Source organism: Flavobacterium shii (assembly GCF_025847235.1).
GTDB classification, from domain to species: Bacteria; Bacteroidota; Bacteroidia; order Flavobacteriales; family Flavobacteriaceae; genus Flavobacterium; species Flavobacterium shii.
Genome location: NZ_JAOZEW010000033.1, coordinates 30,776 through 45,847, shown reverse-complemented (window position 1 = coordinate 45,847; position 15,072 = coordinate 30,776). Strand labels below are relative to the sequence as shown.

The 15,072-nt window shown below is 34.3% G+C and carries 11 protein-coding genes; 6 read left to right on the top strand and 5 right to left on the bottom strand.

Features of this window, described 5'->3' with window-relative positions; all coding sequences use genetic code 11:
* The first annotated feature begins 770 nt into the window (after positions 1-770).
* The 6 genes from OIU83_RS22165 (at position 771) to OIU83_RS22140 (ending at position 6,536) form a co-directional block, all read left to right on the top strand.
* Positions 771-2,294 carry a ferritin-like protein gene (locus OIU83_RS22165; RefSeq protein ID WP_264208456.1) on the top strand — a complete coding sequence of 508 codons (1,524 nt, stop codon included), beginning with the start codon at positions 771-773 and terminating at the stop codon, positions 2,292-2,294.
* A 14-nt stretch (positions 2,295-2,308) separates the two neighbouring features.
* The gene (locus tag OIU83_RS22160) at positions 2,309-2,896 is read left to right on the top strand and encodes a hypothetical protein (RefSeq protein ID WP_264208455.1); all 588 of its coding nucleotides are present in this window, start codon (positions 2,309-2,311) and stop codon (positions 2,894-2,896) included.
* A complete protein-coding gene (gene bufB, locus OIU83_RS22155; RefSeq protein WP_264208454.1) occupies positions 2,886-3,800 on the top strand; it encodes an MNIO family bufferin maturase in 915 nt (304 codons plus the stop codon). The genes OIU83_RS22160 and bufB overlap by 11 nt, the downstream gene beginning before the upstream one ends.
* Before the next feature lie 9 nt (positions 3,801-3,809).
* Complete coding sequence (locus OIU83_RS22150) at positions 3,810-4,649, top strand: HvfC/BufC N-terminal domain-containing protein (RefSeq protein WP_264208453.1); 840 nt, start codon at positions 3,810-3,812, stop codon at positions 4,647-4,649.
* A 306-nt stretch (positions 4,650-4,955) separates the two neighbouring features.
* Positions 4,956-5,507 (top strand): M48 family metalloprotease, encoded by a 552-nt coding sequence (locus OIU83_RS22145; protein WP_264208452.1) that lies wholly within the window; start codon positions 4,956-4,958, stop codon positions 5,505-5,507.
* A gap of 21 nt (positions 5,508-5,528) precedes the next feature.
* Complete coding sequence (locus OIU83_RS22140; RefSeq protein ID WP_264208451.1) at positions 5,529-6,536, top strand: glycoside hydrolase family 75 protein; 1,008 nt, start codon at positions 5,529-5,531, stop codon at positions 6,534-6,536.
* Between the two features lie 63 nt (positions 6,537-6,599).
* Here OIU83_RS22140 and OIU83_RS22135 read toward each other — a convergent pair whose 3' ends face one another.
* The 5 genes from OIU83_RS22135 to OIU83_RS22115 all read right to left on the bottom strand — a co-directional run bounded on the left by OIU83_RS22135 (position 6,600) and on the right by OIU83_RS22115 (position 15,060).
* A complete protein-coding gene (locus tag OIU83_RS22135; RefSeq protein WP_264208450.1) occupies positions 6,600-7,904 on the bottom strand; it encodes an ATP-binding protein in 1,305 nt (434 codons plus the stop codon).
* A 2-nt stretch (positions 7,905-7,906) separates the two neighbouring features.
* Positions 7,907-8,728, bottom strand: a complete 822-nt coding sequence (locus tag OIU83_RS22130) for a peptidoglycan-binding protein (RefSeq protein ID WP_264208449.1) — start codon at positions 8,726-8,728, stop codon at positions 7,907-7,909.
* 122 nt (positions 8,729-8,850) lie between these two features.
* Positions 8,851-9,543 (bottom strand): ankyrin repeat domain-containing protein, encoded by a 693-nt coding sequence (locus OIU83_RS22125; protein WP_264208448.1) that lies wholly within the window; start codon positions 9,541-9,543, stop codon positions 8,851-8,853.
* 5 nt (positions 9,544-9,548) lie between these two features.
* Positions 9,549-13,889: an eCIS core domain-containing protein gene (locus OIU83_RS22120; RefSeq protein ID WP_264208447.1), complete on the bottom strand. Its 4,341-nt coding sequence runs from the start codon at positions 13,887-13,889 to the stop codon at positions 9,549-9,551.
* Between the two features lie 16 nt (positions 13,890-13,905).
* Entirely contained in the window at positions 13,906-15,060 is a 1,155-nt protein-coding gene (locus OIU83_RS22115) for an eCIS core domain-containing protein (protein WP_264208446.1), read from the bottom strand.
* Positions 15,061-15,072 lie beyond the last annotated feature (12 nt).

The window sequence follows — 15,072 nt, the reverse complement described above, 5'->3', positions numbered from 1 at the left end:
CGGATAATTAATTTTTATCGCAAACAGAAGGATCAAGGATCAAGACGGATCAAGACATAAATCTGTGGAGTAGCAAAATTCATTTTATCGCTAACAGAGTCTTTGCGAATCATGCCATAAATCTGGATCATGCCATAAATCTGGGATCAAGACATAAATCGGTGCAATCCCAAAACTTGTGGGATGATAAATTTAAGCATAAATATTAGTTAGCCTAAAAGGAAAAAATCTATATTTCTGCTCTCTTGGAGAATAGAATCATATGTTATTCGGTTTTATTTTATGCTTTAAAGTTAAGTTTCTGTTCTTAACTAGAATTTAATATTAGTTTATGTGTCTTATTTTTAGGTAGTTAATTTATATGTAGCTTTTTTTAAGTTATTTAGTAAGTTAACAGTCTGACTTTTTAATTTCCAATTTATACTTTTTAATCTAACAGATGCGACAGAACTTTATGTTGCATATGTAATGAAAAACAAGTAAAAACACCTATTTATTTATCAGAATTAAACTTTATTATTGTACAGCAAAATTTTAAAAAAAGGTAAAGCATTAAAATATATAATTTTAAATCAGTAAATAAATCTGGAATGTTTTTAAATGTAAATTTTTATAGCTGTTAGTAATTGAAAAATAAGCTTTTGGTAAAATTCATGCTTTCTTTTTATTTATTAAATGTTTGAAAATTATAAAAATGAATTAAAAAACTTGATTCATTCACCTATTAATCAAAAAGACAATAGCATAAGTTTATTTAAAAAAAATACCATATGGAAACAAAAAAACTTTTTACACTTTCGAATGATGTAACAAAAGAGAATATCGAAGAAGTAATGCAACAAGTAATTACATTAGAACTTGCTACTATTCCTACGTATTTATCTACCTATTATTCGATAAATAGAGCACAAGATCAAGACAAATTATACGCTAAAATTCATACTCAACTTTCACAATTTAGCGAGCTTACTAAGGCTGAAATTGATGAATTAGCGCAAGAATTGAAACTAGATGTATTGGTTTATTCAAATAAATCAGCAGCTTTAATTATGAGTGTGGTTATCGAAGAAATGCTACATTTAGCACTTGCGTGTAATGTGAAACAGGCAGTTTGTCCAGCCCCACCGGATCTCATGGGGATTGGAAAAGTATTATCGTTTCCAACACAATTAGATGGTCATATTCCAGAATTTCAAATAGATGCTGCGAAATTATCCTTAAAGCAATTGACTACTTTTTTACAAATAGAAAGCCCGGAAAAGTTTGAAGATCCTTATGCCGAAAAACTATTACAAAATACAATTAAATATCACACGATTGGAGGTTTGTATAAAATGATTATAAAGTTTTTAGAAGAGGACTTCCCTGGGCCATACTTAAATAAGCCACAATTGCTTCCTCCAGATAATTTAAGCCCTCCTAGACCATACTATTCTCAAAATTCGATGAATACGGTGCATTATGACAGAGAACACAATCCTCAATTTGCAAATAATGATGCTAGTGGGGGACTAGTTGGTGTACATGATACTCCATCGGCAGTTGATGCTTTAGAACGCATTGTCGATCAGGGAGAAGGGAGAAGTAAAGATAAACCACAACATATTTTAGAATGGGGCGCAAATAAGATGCCAATACCTATGGAAGTTGTAGATGGAAAGGTAGAATTTTGGAAAGGCGATTATGATGAATATGAAAAAGAACTTGCTCATTTTGCTAAATTTCTGGAAGTCTATAGTTTTGGTGTTCATTATCAAAAAAAGTTTCGAAACATTCGGGGCTTAGATGATTTCTTTAGCTATTTTGTATATGATACTGATGCTAATCCTACAGTAGCAGATTACAAAGCTTCGAGTAATGCAGCACTAGTGCTTTGTTCAGAATTAGGGAATGCAGTTTTTGCTTATATTCTTTTAATGATTGAAACCTGTTACCATAAAGACGAAAGTACCCAATATGATTTGTTCATGTATGGCATTCATAAATCTATGATCTGGCTTTTGAGTGGGGTAGGAAATCAGATAAACCAGTACACCTATACCAAAGGAAATCAGGCATACAAAGGAGCTTTAACATTTGAGCCTTTTTTGTTCGAAAAAAGTTTTTTAAGACCCAAAGAGCAGATTATGAACCTAGTTAATAAATTAGCTACTGCAGACCCTACCAATTGGGGTTGGGCAACAAACAGCGAAAACGAAAATTATTTTCCGTCTTTACCAGATGTAGGGTTGGATTATAGTATTGTGACCGATATGCCTAAAGTTCCAAATACACCTTATAGACATTCTCACTAATAAAAATAAAAAATATGTCAGAATTAGTAACTAGAGAGCTTCATGTGTGCATGGGGCTTAATTCATGCAAAAATGCTGGATATTCAGGAAATAATGGTTGTGCAGGCAAAGGCGATTGTTCAACAGCTGTAGGTCATCCTTGCCACACTTTAAATGCTTGCAAAGGACAAGGAGGTTGCGGGATTTTTGGAACCACCGAAGAACTTTGTCATCCCGGAGAAAATGAGTGTCGTTATCAAGGGAGTTGTGGTGTGCCTATTTTGAATTCTCGTTTTATAGCACAAGGTCCCAATAAGGGACTTAGTGTTTGGCAATTGGCAAGAGCACGCTTCGAAGAAAAAAGAAAATCAAGTGATAAGTCATTTGGCGATTCTCCACAAAAATACGGACCAACCGATGAATCTATAAACCTACTTCGCGGTACTACAGGTAAAGATTATTCTTCTTGCGGGCAAAGTGGTTCCAGATCTTGTTCCTATATAAACAATCCAGCAGATAGAAAAGTTGCTGCCGAGTTAAGAGTTTTGAAGATGGAGCAAGAAAGTGCAGAAAAACTACCTGTGACTATTACAAATTGTTCATCAAAAAAGAATGGTCACTAGACTAGGATTACCCAATTTAGGATTGGGTTTAGGACTCAGGAGTCAGCATTTTGAGCATATTCTAGAAAAGAAACCTGCAGTAGATTGGTTCGAGGTAATATCTGAGAATTTTATGGATTCTCATGGACGACCAAGAAATATTTTACATCAAATAGCAGAACAATACCCCGTGGTAATGCATGGGGTATCGCTGTCTATAGGAAGCACTGATCCGTTAAATTTTGATTACCTAAAGAGTTTAAAGCAACTGGCAAGCGAGGTTCAACCAGCTTGGATTAGTGATCATTTATGCTGGACAGGAGTTTTAACAACCAATTCGCACGATTTACTTCCGCTTCCGCTAAATGAGGATTCATTAAAACACGTTTGTAATCGAATCATTCAGGTGCAGGATTATTTAGAACGACCGCTAATTATAGAAAATCCAAGTACGTATGCATCCTTCAATAATTCGACCCTTCAAGAATGGGACTTTTTACGGATAATGACCGAAGAAACAGGTTGCGGATTACTTCTGGATGTAAACAATGTCTATGTATCCTCTTTTAATAATGATTTTGATCCTGTAGAATATATCAACGGGATTCCGCATGATAGAGTAGTGCAAATGCATTTAGCAGGTCATCAAAATTGTGGAAATTATATTATAGACACACATGATAGAGAAGTAACTAATCAGGTATGGAAATTGTTTCAGTTGGCTTATCAATTAGCAAATGAAGCATCAGTTTTATTGGAGTGGGATGGTAATATCCCAGCCTTTGATGTGTATCATTCCGAATTACTTAAATCAAAGCAATATATGGACGCAACATTTGTAGGAACTGAAAATGAGGTTCAATCTATTGATAAAGAACAGGTTTCGAATCCATTGAATATGTTTGCTATGAACAAATTTTTATAGGTGCCAAAGATGGAAAAAAAGGTAAAAATACCATTGAAAGATTTTCAACAATGGATGCAACAGCTTCTACTAGATCCTTACCAACAAACGGGAGTAGATCCTGATAATTTGCTCTCGAATGTATCAAATGCTTCTTCAATAGAAGACGTGATTTGTCATTCTAAAAAACTTACCGCACAAGAACATTTGGCTATTTACCAACGAAGTTATATTGCACGTTTGCGAAATTGTATGTCGCAGCAATTTAGCGCTTTGGAATATGCCTTAGGCGAGGATATTTTTTGTGCTTTCGCTGATGATTATCTTGCTTCAAAACCATCTAATAATTACAATTTATCTTTTTTAGGAGCTCATTTTTCAGACTATCTCGAAAATAATAGACCTGATGCAGAAGAAGAGATTAAAGAAGATTGGATTGATTTCATGATAGAGTTGGCTCAATTTGAATATGCTATTGGTGTTCTTTTTGAAGCTAAAGCCGAAGAGAATTACCAATTAGCTACGATTGATACACCCGAAGACAAATTAAAATTGGTTCCCATATTTTCCTTATTTAGGTTCCAATTTCCTGTGAGAAAGTATTATTCCGAATTTAAAAATGATGGACAACCCGATTTATCTCTTGAAAATGAAAGTTATTGTGTGGTTTTGCGACACAAATTTAAATTAGCGGTTTATGATTTACACAAAGAGCAATATGTTTTTTTAAGTTTTTTGAAAGAACAAACAGATATTGCTATAGCAAAAGAATTGTTTAAAACCCAGTATAAAGAAAATGGTGTTCTATTTGAAGAAGTGTGGAGCAGCTGGAAAAAACGGTGGATAGCAGCTAATTTTTTTCGAGTTTAGATTGACATGTAAAAAAGTTAAATGAATAAATCGGGTAGGAGCTGACTTTAATTTTTTCACTATATTATTGAGATATAGATAAAAAAGGGCAAATTAAGAGTTGATATTAGAATTAAAAAAGAATTCCATTTCATAAATGAAAAGATATTTTTGTGAACCTTGAGATACAATTTAAAAACACGTATTTATACTGATGTCCATATATTAAAATTTTTGTAAATTTAATCTACTGTGAATTAATGACTTTTTGTTTTTTGTTGAAATTTATTTAGCTTATTTCTTATTTAGACAAAAAAATTTAGTTGCATGTTCACAAATATTCTAAGGGCATTAGAAGTGATATACGCAAAAGTATTAAATATCATATGGGTGGTAAGAAAGTTTAAATACATATTATTTTTTGCTTTGGCATTTTTTTGTATTTGTCAAATAAAGGCTCAAATTATTAGGGAAATACCTTCTTATTCTTTGAATGATATTGCTTGTGCTTCTTTTGACAATTATGGTCCTGTTATTTATTTTAACCCTACAATTTGTCAGCAAGCAGGTGAGTTAACTACCCTTTTTTTTAAAGCCCATGAATACGGTCATCATAATTTAGGGCATGTTATACAAAAGATTTGGAACTCCCAAAATCCATATGTGCAACAATGGCTTGATATTACAATGGAGAACGAAGCCGATGCGTATGCTGTTAGATATTGGGTAACTCAAAATAACATAACCATTATTCAAGCATGGGTAAATACGATGTGGATGTATAATAATATAGGTGACTCAACTCATTTACCTTCAAAAGTTAGAGCTGAAAATGTTGTTCAGTATTACTATCAATTAACAGGTCTAAGACTATTTTAAGAACCCTTAACAAATTATAATATGAAACGATTTATTATTACGCTATTTATTATAAATAGCTTTAGCTTAATGTATGGACAGGAATTTAAATTATCGGATTCTTATGTGTTTAAGCCTCAGGATAAAAAGATAAAATTATTAGAGAATTCAAAAAACGCAAAAATCATTGTATTCAAAACGAATATGGCAATTAACACAGATGGAACGCCATTATCGTACCATCCATATGATTTAAGAGCAGACTCATTGGCCCTAAACTTTATAACTAATGCAGTCGCAATTTATCGATTATCTGACAGTAGATGTATCAGTATTCCAAAGAAGGATTTAAGTGAATACCCAAAAAAATATAGAGTCAAAGTAAAATTTGATCCAAGCAAAATTACCGATAAAGAAAAGAAAGAATATACTAAACTTGCCTACAAAGTTTTTGAGGAATGGCGAGATGCAGGTTTTCCTGAAAAGCAAATTGATGGTTATGAAATAATATGGCAAAATGTATTGGTAAATAAAAATGGTAAGCCCTGTATATTCGAAGAAAACAAACAATTTAAAGGCTATTTTGCATCTATGACAGCAGAAGATAATGGTATAAAAAATGACATAAGTGAGTGTTCTTTTGCAAACCAATTAGACCCATTTATAATTCCTTCAATTGTATTAAATAATGGAATAAAGTATGGAGCTTCAAAGGGAGACTTAGTTGTAGCGTATAACCCAGTTACAAAAATTATTGTTTATGGTATTGTTGGAGATAAAGGACCAGGGAATAATCTAGGAGAAGGCTCAATTTTATTAAATATGAAGCTCAAAGGAATAACAGAAATTCCTAAAGGAAAGAATGCAGTTAAAACTCTTGCTATTAGCGAAAATATAATGATAGGTATTATTCCTAAATCTAAGGAATTTAAATTGCTTAGACCTTATACAGAAACTAGTATTACAGATAGAGTTAAACAATGGTTTAATATGCAAGGATATAGTAATCAAGATGGAATAATAAAGCTACTTACTGATAATTGTAAATAAAACTCCATCAACATACAACAGAATTGCAACATTTGAATGATAATCAAAAGAAGGAACCTTAGGTTACATCATTTTTCCTTCTTTCGCATATTCTTTTTTTATTCCCTGGAGTAGGTGATGGAGGTTAATACTTTCGTTTCCGTCTTCCAATGTTCTCAGGCAGGCGTATTGAATGATGTTGACAATATTAGCACCAGTAATGTCATATTTTTTCGAAAGTTCGTTAAGATTTACATCCTCAGAAATTTTAATTCCTTTGGGTAGGTTGTTCTTCCAGAGCTGTAAGCGTTCGCCATAGGAGGGAACCTCAAACTCAATTATAGATTGGAACCTTCTAGTAAATGCCATATCAATATTCGTTTTAAAATTGGAAGCCAGAATAACCAATCCCGGATGATTTTCGATACGCTGTAGCAAATACGAAACTTCCTGATTGGCATATTTATCGTGTGCATCCCTAACATTGGTTCTTTTTCCGAAAACGGCATCGGCTTCATCAAAAAACAGAATCCAGTCTTTATCGGTCGCTTTGTCAAAAAGAGAGGAAAGATTTTTTTCGGTTTCGCCAATGTATTTCGAAATCACCATAGACAGATCAATTCGGTATACGTCTCTTTTAGTGTATTTCCCCAAGAGTGAAGCCGTAAGTGTTTTTCCTGTTCCGGGCGCACCATAAAACATGACTCTGAAGCCTGGTTTTATCTTGGCTTTCATATCCCATTCGTGAAGTAAAATATCATTGAATTTAAGCCAGGTTCCTATTTCATTAATCTGATTGAAAGTAGTAGGATTGAGTACTAAATCATCCCATTCCAATTGGGTTTCGATCAATTGAGCAGGGAAAATACTGCTGAGTTGTGGTTTTAGGATTTTTCCGGTTATGAATTTTTCGATGTATTCATCTTCCAAAATAATTAAACCGCTCAGTTTGGGTTCACCAGCGGGAACCATATCTATTTTAATGATTCTTTTTTGATAAAGAAAGGATAAATTGTGGAGGTAATTATAGAATGAAATTCGGGCATCAAGATCATTTCCTGCAATTAAAAACTGAGCCGTTTCACCTGTTGGTAAGATTCCGCGATGGTTCTTCGTTTTAATTCCGCCAAACTCGGGTAACTCACCGCCATTGGGTAAATATTCGGCAATAATTGAACTTAAAAAATCTGGTTTTATATGCGGAACAAATGCTAATCCCAATAAGAGAATATCGATTTCTGCTAGGTTATTTTCGATAATAAATTCGTTGATAAACCCATTCGAATCGAGTTGATTCAAAATGGGTTTTTCCATTGGATTTTCGACTTGAAAAAGAGTGTCAAGCTGAAATATGAATTGATTTTTTAAGTATGTGAATACATTTTCCATCTTTATACGACTAATGATTCGATTGAGAAAAAATCTATTTTTGATTGCTTATAGTTTCTAATTCTGTTCATGACCGAGTTCCCGTTACTCGAACCATCAGCATTGGTGTTCCCTTCGATAGTTTCAATTACATCGTCATGAACGGCAGTTACAATTCCGGTATGAACCCAATCGTTTGGTGTTTTTTGAATCAGAAATATATCAGCAGGTTTTATTAATGCTGGATTAGTTTTTGCTACTTGATAACGGGTCAATATTTTTTTCTGAATACCAACTGTACCAACAGTATCACAGCTATAGGTTAATGGCATCAGGGTTTTGAAGTTTTCTCCCTTAATGGAAGCTGCCTGATCAATAATTGCCTGAACAAATCCCATACACCAAAACCAAGGAGTTCCTTCATTACCATCCATATAACTTCGCACCCAAGGTCCGGAATTACTTTGATTGTTGATTACAAGTTCAAATGGATGATTTTTAAGATGGTTTTTGGCGGTATTTAGAACTAATTCTCTCAAACTACTGCCAGATACGGGATCTTCAAAAGCTTTCTTGAGCGGAGATACCAGTATATCGAATACGTTTTGATCTACAACTCCTGTTTGAGGTAAGCTTTTGAATTTTTGAAAATTAAACACTGCTTTTTCAGTCGCAGGACCAAAATCACCGTCGATACCCGCTGCGGCTCCTGAGTTTGGATTTTGCATAGCAAATAAATTAAGCCAAGACTGAATTTTCTCAACGTCTTTCTTGTTGTTATTTGCACCTTTTCTCTGTTGAGTCGCTTTAATAAGCAACTCTTTTTGGTAGAATGTTTTTTGCATGATTATTGGGATTTAAGGTTTATAAAATAATTAGTTATAGAGTTTTTCTTAGAGCCTGAAAAAATGTGTTGTGCTAAAATATGAATTGGTTTTATAGATGATTGAATATAAAATCCTTGTGTTTATCTTTTTAAGCATTCAATTAAGTAATCTATGATTTCATTGTTTCCTACTCTTTTAGCAAAGGTTATGGTATCTTCTCCAGATTTATTTTTATACCCTTTTATTTTTGCTCCCTTGCTAATCAGAAATTTTACAAGAGGAATATTCTCGTACGATATGGCAGACATTAAAGATGTTCCATTACCATTGCCATAATTTATATCGGCTCCATAATTTAAAAGCATTTCTATTAAGTCAAAGTTTGTATTTGAATCAATAGCCTTGATTAATGGAGTTTGTAGATTACCATTATCAGAGTTAATTTCTGCCTTGTTTTCAATTAATATTTTTGCTATAATAATATTGTTTCCAGAGCAAGCTATATGTAAGGGAGTGTTCAAGTCAATATTATATAAAGACAGATCGGCATTATACTTGATTAAGGTTTTTATATTATTTGGGCAATTGTAATTTGCAGCATATATAACAGGAGTATTACCATTACTATCTTTTATATTAATATTGCTTCCCAGTTTAATCAAGTTTTTTATAATAATATCTGAATCCTCTACTAAGGCTGCAAGATGTAGTAAAGAGATATCCGTACTATTAAATTCGTCAATATTTATTTTTATATCTTTAATTTTACTTAAAAAAATATCTTCTTTCTTTTGGTAAATTAGCTCTGATAATTCGTCGATACTATTTTTCATAATTTTTATGGGATTATAAACCTACCTTTAGAATGGAGGCTGTTTATTAATTGCATTGATTTGTCATAATCGAACGGGGCAGTCACCACAGTTTTAGATCTGTCTATCATTCTTTTTTTAAAAGATTCATAGTTTCCAAAAAGTTCTTTTCTTCTCTCATCATTTATAAATCTTGCCATTGTTTGTGAAATATGAAAGTCTGGGAATAAATCAAAATCTTCCATAGCCATGAGAATATTCCAACCTTCTTTGTTTGGGTTGAATTTACGATCTTCTGCTTTTCCAAAATCTGGAATTTGAATATCAATGTTGCTGAATTTTTTTGAATCGGCAGGACCTTCACCCCATTTTTTTGTTTTTTCATTATAAACCATATCTCCATATTCGGCTACAACAGATTTTGGATAGCCGTCATATTCTATGTTTTCTACGCCTTTTTCTAGGAATTTCGGATAAAATGATACTTTAACATCATACCATAATACTTTTTTTCCTTTTGACCTAACATCTGAAACAGCTTTGGATTCCATTAGATTATAAAAATTTGTATTTACAGAAGATTTTGCAGGTACAAGATTAGAATCAGTTGCTTTTCCGCCTAGTCCATCATGTAATAAATGCATTTTGACATAGTTTCCAATTTCTCTAACAGAAGCATTAACTTTTACCATTTTTCCAAATTTATCCTTAATGGTTTTTCCTCCTGAAATAATGAAATTTTGTAAATTGGACCAACCTTTCAATGTGGCACCATTGTTTGCGCTTGCATCTTCTCCTTTTGGAGTTTGTTTCGGATCGTTTGTAATATATTTTGCATGAAAGGATCTCCCTAGAACTCCGTTTTGGAAACTTGGAAGCTCAGCAGCTGGAGGTTTAGGTGATGATTTAGTTTTAGCAGTACTTTTTTTATTCATTTGTACATAATTATAATCCCAAGTGTCTCCACCATCAGTTACTGATGAAATATTTATAACAGATTTCTGATCTGTATTGACTTTGTTTTTAATGGCTTTTGCTTCATCAAGGCTAACTTCTCCTTCATCTTTTTCAGTTTCAGTATCAATTTCAGCCAAAGCTCCTGCAACCGGACCAGATGGAGTTGCTTTTTTCGGGTCGCTTTTTCCCATCATCTTATCCAGCATATTCATTCCTGTATCCACAGCTTTATTCACTAACCATGTCAGGGCTTCATCAACCATTTTGCGTACAGAAATAATCATTTCTCCGACGCTTTTTCCAATTCCGGAAAGTCCGGCTTGATTAGCGAGGAATCCAATCACAATAGGCATCGCATCACCCATAGTACGTTCAAGATAATTGGCTGCTGTGGCCACATTCCCTTTTGCGATATCTGCTACACCACTTACAAACGAATTGACTATTTCGAGCATTTCACGCAAGTATTTTATAAAACTTTGGATAGCACTGTATAAAGCTATTGCTCCATTAATAACAGCCATAATTCCTGTTGGGTCTAACATACTCAACAGTTTGGTGGTCATTTTTTTAACAATACGTTCCATGACAAAGTTTTTCACGGCATCAAGAACGGTATTCCATAAATTGCTGAGTTGCTCCTGAATTTTATCCCAAATGGCTGCTATGCCACGTTCCTGAACGTCTTTTATAAATGTCCAGATTCCTTCAAGGGTATTAATCATTCCACGGATTTTGGCTACACGTGCAGGACCAATTCTGGGATGTGCCGCTAGTTTCTCCCATATTTTCTCCATCGATATACCGAGTACTTCAAGCACCCATGAAATCACCCCTTTTAAAGAGAAATCGGTCAGGACAGGAACATTGGCATCCTTCAATTCACTCATTAGCCAGCCGGTAAGACCACCGATTAAATGGGTTACAATGTTATCAAAGAATTGAACAAATCCTTGTTTAATCGCGCGTAGTATATTTTTTAGGAAACCAATAGGATCTTTTTTGATATCTTCAATTGCCTGCATTGCCTTGTTTATGATATTTCCAATGAGGTCAAATGGGAAATTCATGATTTCGAGTATGGCAACAATGACAATCCTTATAATTTCTGCAACAAATACGATAAGACGTCCGATTGGTTCTCCAAATTTTGCAATAATCCGGGTGAAAGCATCAAGAGGATGTATAAGATCATTAATTGTAAACGAGTTCCAGATATCGGTAAAAAGCTGAATAATAGCGGCAGGAGTCATGTTTAAAGAAGCAACAGCCGCTTCAATCTGACCTACAATTCGGGCTATAGCACCCGTTTCAACCATTTGGGTATATTGCTCTTCACCACCTTCCATCAGGCTCATAAAACCTCTGATTAGATTTGGGATTGTGCGTTCAACTTTTTGGTTGGTAAAAGGATCCTTTCCTATGATTACTTTTATCAATGAGTAACCTCTTACGGTAGCGGCTTGAGAAGACAGCCATGCTAATAATGAATCCTTAACAAGTTCCAATACCTTGCGTGCCACACCTGATGCAAAATCCCAAACTTTTTTCAGGAATCCTCCTGCCTGAGTTGCAAGTGTCGAAAGATTACTGGCAATATTTACCAGATTCGAAGGTTTAATAGCATCCCATGCCGCAGTTATGAGTCTGCGAAGTTCGCCTAATAAATAAGTGAAAGTTCCCACCTGAGTGTCGAGCCAATCTGCAGTTTTTTTAAGCGTGCCTTTTTCACGCATTTGCTCAAGTTCTGTTTCTTTCCCTATCAGGATAAGGAAGTCCTCAAGAATTTCTACCGTTGTCGCACTAACTGCCTTATCGCGTAACGGATCGTATTTGATTAATTTTTTGATTAATGACCAAGCCTTATTTTCTGCCAGTAGAGGTTCGGCTACACCAATCAATGCCTCTTTTACCCAGGTGATTACCTGATCTACTGTTGCAGTTACAAAAGATTTTATTTTAGCAATTAACTTTTCAAAATCCTTAGTTATTAAATCAATGATATCGGAGTAAGGAAAGGTTACTTTTTTCCAAATTTCTTCAACCATATTTAAAATACTTTTGGTTGTTAACCCGAGTTCGCTTAATTTTCCATTTACCCAGTCAAAAACCTGTTGTAATATTTTGTATTCCTGAAGTTTGTCGAATATTGCTGTTCCAAAAGGAATAAGCCCCATTAATCCTTCTATTAGGTTAATTGGGGTTCGTTCTATCTTAGTGTCTCGTAATGGATCGTAAGCGATAATAACTGTGAAAAGAGTATAACCGGGTATATACCGTGCCTTATCGATTATCCAGTTGGGAACTAAATCGAGGAACGAACCCTGAATCATCTCCGGAGCAGGAGTTATTTGCTCTGGTTTTTTTCGGATACTTGCTCCTTGTTGAACAGTATGTGTTAATTCATGCGCCAGTAAATACTTGCCATCCTGTGAATTTGGATTGTATTTCCCTTCGTTAAAATAAATATTGTTTCCGGTTGCAAAAGCTTGCGCTCCCAGTTGCTTGTTCATTTGAACAGCAGTTGCGTTATTGTGTATACGTACATTGCCGAAATCGGCTCCAAAACCAGATTCCATTTCGTTTTTTACTTTTCCCGATAGAGGAGAACCACCACCTTTACTACTGTTTAAGGTACTTTCAAGATTAGAGGAATCAGATGGACTTGCATCTGCACTTGCGTTCATTTGCAATTCTTTTTCATCTTCTTTGGCTTGGATTTCCTCTTCTTCTTTGGCTTGAATTTCCTCTTCTTTCTTCTGTATCAGTGATTTTGGAATAAAGCCTTTGTCCTTGGTTTTCGGATTTTCGGCTTTGACAGAATCGGTTTTATTTTGAATGCTATCGACTTTTTCAACTGCATTTTTTTTCTGAATATCTTCTTCTTTTTTTGGTTGTACCAAAGATTTAGAAGTACTTATTTTCTCTTTCGGTTTAGGAGATTCAATTTTGTTTTGTAAAGCTTCGTCTTTTTCTAATTTTAATTGAATAACAGGAATAACTTTCTTGGCTGAAGTTTCTTTTTGAACCTCTTTTTGTAGATTATTCTTTTTCTGAACCTCATTGGTTCGTTTGTTTTGGATAACGGGCGAAGCATGGAAAAAAGTTTCAGGAGCTGCAGTTTGTTTGTTATGGACTACTTTTAATTTTGGCTGACGAACTGGAGAGATTCCTTCTACAGCCATTTTATTCTGTACAGTGGGCGAACCTGTAAAGAAAGGATCAGAAGCAACATTTTTTTTATTAGAAACGACAGTATCCGCCATTCTATCGGCTTCAACTTCATATTTATCATTCGATTTACCAATGTTGAGTTTTGCCTGTATACCAAAAAAATCCTCGCCCTTTCTCGAATTAAAAGAGGAAGAGTTTGAAGAAGTGGATTTTGATTTTGTACTGAATACTGACATTTAATAAAAAATAAACTTATGAATGACGTCGAATAGTTCCACTAACAGTGAATGAATCGTTCATTCCTTTACAATCCCCTGGCATAGTGAAAAATAATTTATGTATATCTTTATGATTCTGCATTGTAAATGTGCCGATAAAATGTCCATTTCCATTGCGATCTATCTGTATCGTTTTTTTTGTTCTTTGAACATGATCGATACTAATTTCCAAAGAGGAACAATTATGAGATTGAACTATCTGGGCAGTAGCATCTATCGTGATTGTAACGTTGGGACATTGTGGAGTACTGAAAAAACCAGCGCTTGCTTCACTCGTAAAAGGTCCTTCATGGAAAGGAACTGTTTCGTCACAGGAGACTTTTTTTTCACCTCCCTTTTGTTCCTCCAGCGTATTGTCTAAAGGACCTATTGTTTCCGGACCAGCAATTTTATCAATGCCATCCGGATTATTTTCTAGTGTTGATTTTTGTACCATTCCAGTTTGCTGAACAGTATGCGTTAATTCATGTGCCAGTAAGTGTTTTCCTTCTTTGGAATTGGGATTGTATTTACCTTCATTAAAATAGACATCATTGCCACTGGTAAAAGCCTGAGCACCCAATTCCTGACTCATTTGGACAGCATTACTATCTGTATGAATTTTTACATTACTGAAATCGTTACCAAAGCCAGATTCCATTTCTCCTTTAGTTCTTTTGTCCAAGCTAGTTCCGCCTCCTTTTGAGTTATCCAGTTTACCTTCAATATCCTTATCGTGAACTTCACTTTCGGTATTTTTTTCTTTTTTCTGAATAGGTTTTTCTTTCTCTTTTTCTTTTTCCTCTTTTTTCTGAACCTTATCTTCTTTTTCACAATCTTTACACTTCGCCTGAACGGGTTTTTCTTCTTCTTTTTTATCAGTTTTTTTTTGAACAGGTTCTTCTTCCTTCATTTCTTTACGCTGTACAGATGAAATTGTTTCCGAAATAGGTTTTTGTTGCACTTCTTCTTTCGACTGTAGAAGCCCGCCTCCTGAAAAATCTTTATTCACCACTTTATCGGCAACTTTGTCTGCTTCAACTTCATAGTGATCCCCAACTGTACCAGTTTTTAGTTTTTTCTGAATCTTAGGGCTAAAAAAACTAGTGTTGGCAGGACTGTCTTTTTTTCGTTGTTCAAATGCTCTCATAACTATAAATTT